General features: G+C 70.9%; 5 protein-coding genes and 1 tRNA gene. 2 read left to right on the top strand and 4 right to left on the bottom strand.

Annotated elements, in window-relative coordinates:
- Positions 1-915 (bottom strand): hypothetical protein (locus tag V7004_RS15130; protein ID WP_334145033.1); only part of this gene is annotated, 915 nt, incomplete at its 3' end.
- A 276-nt stretch (positions 916-1,191) separates the two neighbouring features.
- Positions 1,192-2,088, bottom strand: coding sequence for a hypothetical protein (locus V7004_RS15125; RefSeq protein WP_334145031.1), 897 nt, complete (start codon positions 2,086-2,088; stop codon positions 1,192-1,194).
- A gap of 384 nt (positions 2,089-2,472) precedes the next feature.
- On the opposite strand from V7004_RS15125, the gene V7004_RS15120 reads away from it, so the two are divergent.
- Positions 2,473-3,885, top strand: coding sequence for a sensor histidine kinase (locus V7004_RS15120; RefSeq protein WP_334145030.1), 1,413 nt, complete (start codon positions 2,473-2,475; stop codon positions 3,883-3,885).
- Entirely contained in the window at positions 3,882-4,559 is a 678-nt protein-coding gene (locus tag V7004_RS15115) for a response regulator transcription factor (RefSeq protein WP_334145029.1), read from the top strand. Before V7004_RS15120 ends, V7004_RS15115 begins: the two co-directional genes overlap by 4 nt.
- Positions 4,560-4,631: 72 nt before the next feature.
- Here V7004_RS15115 and V7004_RS15110 read toward each other — a convergent pair.
- Both V7004_RS15110 and V7004_RS15105 read right to left on the bottom strand, forming a co-directional pair.
- Positions 4,632-4,707 (bottom strand) — tRNA-Gly (locus V7004_RS15110).
- Between the two features lie 47 nt (positions 4,708-4,754).
- Positions 4,755-5,186 (bottom strand): hypothetical protein (locus V7004_RS15105; protein ID WP_334145028.1); only part of this gene is annotated, 432 nt, incomplete at its 5' end.

The raw sequence follows: 5,186 nt of genomic DNA, 5'->3' as shown, positions 1-5,186 counted from the left end.
GGGCGAGGTGGTGCCGGTGGTGAAGCTCAGTGCGATGCCGTTGTTGCCGGAGGGGATGTAGCAGTTCGAACCGAGGTCGGTGAGCCCGCTGCCGCCCTCGAGCTTGATCCGCACCGCGATGTTCATCGCGATCGCGCCGGTGTCGACGTTGATCGTGCCGGTCGCCGGGACGTTGACGTTGGAGCCGGGCGCGGGTTGGAAGCGGGCGGTGATCATGCCGGCGGAGGCGTCGGGCACGTAGCCGGGCGGGAAGTAGATGCCCCCGAGGGTGCGGGCCTCGGTCTCGCTGGCCCGCACGTTCTTCGGGATCGACATGGTCCCGTCGGCGGCCACGTTTGCCACCACCACCACGTTCTCGATCGGCTGGAAGCCGGGGGCGAGCTCGCTGTTGTCGGTCGGGCCCGTGCACTCGGGATCGGCGTTGCTGATGTGGTAGACGCTGCCGGCCGCGGGTGCGGGCGAGAAGCTGGTGCGCGGGAACGTGTTGCTGATGGTCAGGGTCGTGGCGGTGTTGCTCACGATGTACCTGGACTGGCCAGCGCCGGTGCCGGAGGTGATCCACACCGACTTGCCCGCCCACTGGTTCGTGGCCCACGACTGGGTGTTGTCCACCACCGTCGTGGCGCTCCCACCCGTCGCGGTACCGGAGAACAGCGACTCTTCGATCTTGAAGTAGTCGACGAGCCCGTCCGTGCCGACGTTGAGCGGCGGAGCGTCGTTGTTGTCGATCCCGTCGTTGCAGGCCGCGACCCCGTTGCCGGGCGTGAGGTCGAAGTACTGCTCGTTCGACTGACCGGCGTTGACCTGCAGGTAGCCCGCCGTCAACTCGAACGCCACCAGCCCGGTCGGCTCCACGTCGGTGGCACCCGCGGGTTGCGCGGTGCCCAGCGCGAACATGGTGGCGATCAACGCCACCGCTGCGAGGAGAGCACCGAACCGGTGCTGCCGTGGTGATCGTCGAGTCATTCCCTGTGCCTCCTGGTCGTCGAGCTCCCCGCACGGCACGCCTGTCGAGCTGCCGGCTCCTTCCCCCGTCGCGCGCACCGTGCGCGCCCGAGGGCGACGCGCGGTGGCGGACGACTTGATCCTGAGCACCGCTCGCCTACAGGGCAACGGCGCCGACGGGGAAAGCCGTTGAATGTCCTCAACGAACGGTCCACGTGGGTCCGTTCGAGCACTGCTGGTGGTGTGTCACCCGCGAGGAGCGGCGATCACCATGGGAACCTCGGCCCCTGTCGAGCGCTCCTGGAGCAACGTCCACAGCGCGAGCAGGCTCTCGTGCCAGCGCGAGCCCGACTCACCGTCGCCGGCCGACCACCCGCCGTCGGGTCCCTGGCGGGCCCGCACCTCGTCGAACCAGCCCGCGGGAACCCGCTCGCGGGCACCGAGGTACAGCAGCATGGCCGACTGCTCGAGCGAGAGATCGTTCACCGGATCGAGCCCTTCCACCGGCCCGCGGTCCAGGTCCGCCGCGATCTGCTCCACGGCGTCGGCGCGCAGCACCTCGACCGGCGCGTCGGCGCAGCCCATCTCGGAGATCCAGCCGATCGCCAGCGCGACGTGCGTGGCGTCGTAGCCACCCCGGGCGATGAGGGCGCGGAACGCGTCGAGGTCGCGATCGGTGAGCGGCGAGACGTCACAGGAGAGGGCGCGCATGAGCGGGTACGCGGCCCGCGCCGCCGAGCTCATCGAGTCGTCCGTCCAGGACGGCAGGGCGTCAGGTGGCGGCGCCGCCGCGTCGGGGTCGATCAAGCGCCGCAGCAGTTGCTGCTCGACGGTCTGCATGCCGCCCTGCGCGGCGACCTGCTGGTCGAGCTGGCTGCGGGCTCGATCGCGGGCCGGCCGCAGCGGCTCGAGGTCCCAGTTCCGCGACAGGTAGTCCACGACCGCGAGGTGCACGGTGTCGATCTCGTCCAGCTCGGAACGCAGGTAGCCGACCGCCGCGTCGATGGCGCCATCGGCGGTTCGCGAGCTCGCCCGCCCGGCGCCGGACCCGTCACGGCAGCCGCTGGCGGACACGCCCGCCCCGACCACGATGCCGAGCAGCACGACGAGCGAGACGAGCCGGTGGGAGCGATCCGAGGTCATCGAGCGAGTGCGGTTCCGGGCGGTGCGCAGGTGGGAGACGTTGGCGGTGAACGTGAAAAGGGGGTCCGGCGAGACCCCCTTTTCCGTGAGCGCCGGCAGGGCAGTGTGCCGGCACTCCGATCGCTTCGTCCGGGGCGACCTTGGACGAAGGCCCCCGACGGGCACGGGCCGCGGGAGTGCTCTACGATCCTCGGCTGACGCACCCGTCAGGGTCAACCGGCGAGGCCCGAGGGAGCGTTGATTGTCCTCAACACGGCTCGCGGGCGAGCCGGAGGGCGATGAGGAGCAGAGAGGAACGGGAGAGACCACCAGCAACGGACAGCGGGTCGAGCAGCCGGGCGGGAGACCGTTCGGGCAGGGCTGCCGGCGGACGAACATCGGGGGATGAGCGTGCTGCACGCAGTCAGGGTCGCCATGCAGTCCACCTCGCGGCGGGTGGAGCTGGTCGCCGCCGTGCTGGTCGGGTTCACCGGCCTGGTGATCGCGGTCCCGCCGGTGCGCTTCGCCTACCCCTTGCCCGGCCTGGCCCTGTTCATGTCGACGCTGATGGGCGTCTCCGCCGTCGTGCTGTCCTGGCTCTTCTGGCGCCGCTACCAGCGGTCCCAGCGCGACAGCGACGCCGTGCTGGCCTTGGCATTCGGCATGAGTGCGCTGCTCGAGGTCGGCATGCTCTGGGTCCGTGAGATCGACGGCGACCTGGCCACCATCGCGTTGTGGAGCCGGCTGTTCTGCCGACTCGTCATCGCAGCCCTGATGTGCGCCGCGGCGTGGATGCCCCATCGCACGACCGAGCGACCGGTCTCCGTGATCGTGCTCACCGCGTCGTGCCTCGCCATGTCGAGCGCGGTGGTGCTGTGGATCTGGAGCCGCCAGGACGTGCTCCCGCCAGCCGTGCTGGGCGCGGTCGCGCTCGACACCGACGCCATCGTGGTGCGCTCGCAGGGCGCGCCGTGGCGCATCGCGGGGATCATCTTCCTGGTGGGAGCGGTGGTGGGCTTCGTGCGCCAGACCCGGCTGCGCGACGACGCCCTACTCGGCTGGCTCGCGGTCGGGACCACGGTGTTGGTGTTCGGCCGGGTGCACGACTTCTTCTACCCCGCCGCGTTCAGCGACTGGCTCACCACCGGCGACGTGCTGCGGGTGGTCGGCCAGATCGTGTTCGTGATCGGCGCGGTGCAGACGATCGTGCTGGCCTGGAAGGAGCGCGTCGTGTCCGCCGCCCTCGAGGAGCGCCGGCGGCTGGCGCGGGAGCTCCACGACGGGCTGGCCCAGGAGGTGGCCTACCTGCACGCCCAGAGCCGCTTGGCTGCCCGGACCAAGGACGAGGAGAAGCTGAAGCAGCTCGCGACGGCCGCGGAGCGGGCCTTGCGGGAGACCCGTCTCGCCATCATCGAGCTCAACCAGGACGAGCGGTCGCACCTCGACGAGCTGGTGGAGGCACTGGCACAGGTGAGCGCCGACCGCCACGACCTGGACCTCGAACTGCGGCTCGACCCCGTCGAGTGCGACGAGCGGACCACCAAGGAGCTCGGGCGGGTGGCACAGGAGGCGCTGGCGAACGTGGCGAACCACGCCGCGGCATCGCACGTCATCGTCCAGCTCCGGCGGTTCGGTGACACCATCCACCTCTCGGTCACCGATGACGGCGCCGGCTTCGAGGCCGACCACTCGCTCGGCCCCGGCAAGTTCGGGCTCACCTCGATGCGCGAGCGGGTGGAGGCCCTCGGCGGGACGCTGCTGGTGATGTCCACGCCGGGAGCGGGGACCACGGTGGTGGCCGAGGTGCCCGCGACGTGAGGTCTGCACCGGTCTCGGATGCGGCTTCGGGCCCGGTCTCGGTCGTCATCGCCGACGACCACCGCCCGACCGTGGAGCTGACGGAGGAGATCCTCACCGCCGCCGGATTCGACGTGGTGGCGACGGCGGGCGACGCCCCCGGTGCGGTGAAGGCCGCCCGGCGTCACCGACCCGACGTCTGCCTCCTCGACATCCAGATGCCCGGCAGCGGCATCGACGCCGCACGGGCCATCAGCGAGGCCTTGCCCGACACCGCGGTCGTGATGCTCACCGTGTCCCGCGACGACAACCACCTGTTCGACGCGCTGCGGGCCGGCGCCCGCGGCTACCTGGTCAAGGGCACCGATCCCGACGCGATGGTGGAGGCGCTGCGCGCGGTGCTCGCCGGCGAGCCCGCGCTGTCCCCGGGGCTGGCGATGCGGATCATCGAGCAGTTCCGCGCCGATCGCAGCCGCCGGGTGTACGTCCCCGAGCGGGGAGCGGTGACGCTCTCCCCCCGTGAGGCCGAGGTCCTCGAGCTGCTCCGTCAGGGGTTGCGTACCGATCAGATCGCGCGTCGTCTGTACGTCGCGCCGGTCACGGTGCGCACACACGTGGCCTCGATCCTCAAGAAGCTCAACGCGTCGGATCGCCAGGAGGCGATCCGCATGTTCCAGCGCGAGGGCACCGCCTGAGCGCACCGGTCGCCTGCGGGGCGAGATCGTCGCCGCAGACGAGAAGACCCCCTGCCCGGCAGGGGGTCTCGATGGAGCGGACGACGGGACTCGAACCCGCGACCCTCACCTTGGCAAGGTGATGCTCTACCAACTGAGCCACGTCCGCGTGTGGACCTGTGAGGATAGCAACCCCGTCGGCGTCCCGGCGAAGCCTCAGCTCCCCAGCGCGGCGACCTTGGCCCGCACCTTCTGGGCCATCTCCTGGGCGAGCGGCCGATCCACGATCACGCTCACGGTCACGCTCTGACCCTGGGTCACGAAGACCAGCGACGCCGTGCGGTCGTCCTGCCAGCCCTGCACGACCAGCTCCGGCTCGATGGGCACCACCCGAACGTCCGGGCGCCACTCGTGGTCGTTGACGATCAGCACTCGACGGTCGGTGAGCACGATCAACCCGGCCTGACTCTGGTAGCGGCCCTGCACGATCAACTCGACCGTCTCGTCATCGGCGAGCAGGGCGGTGGCGACGGCCGCCGCCACCCGACCGGCGCGCTGTGCGTTGCTCGACAGCCGGCTGTAGGCGGCGCCGAAGTCCCACGGGTCCACCACGCCGAGGGGCGACTCGGGCTCGGGTGGGGCGAGGGC

The organism is Rhabdothermincola sp., from assembly GCF_036846205.1.
Taxonomy (GTDB): Bacteria; Actinomycetota; Acidimicrobiia; order Acidimicrobiales; family Acidimicrobilacustridaceae; genus Rhabdothermincola.
This window is presented reverse-complemented; position numbering and strand designations above follow the sequence as displayed.

What these genes read in the sequence shown, in the direction of transcription:
- V7004_RS15125 (WP_334145031.1), bottom strand. Translation starts at nt 2,088, where the DNA reads ATGACCTCGGATCGCTCCCACCGGCTCGTCTCGCTCGTCGTGCTGCTC.
- V7004_RS15120 (WP_334145030.1), top strand. Translation starts at nt 2,473, where the DNA reads ATGAGCGTGCTGCACGCAGTCAGGGTCGCCATGCAGTCCACCTCGCGG.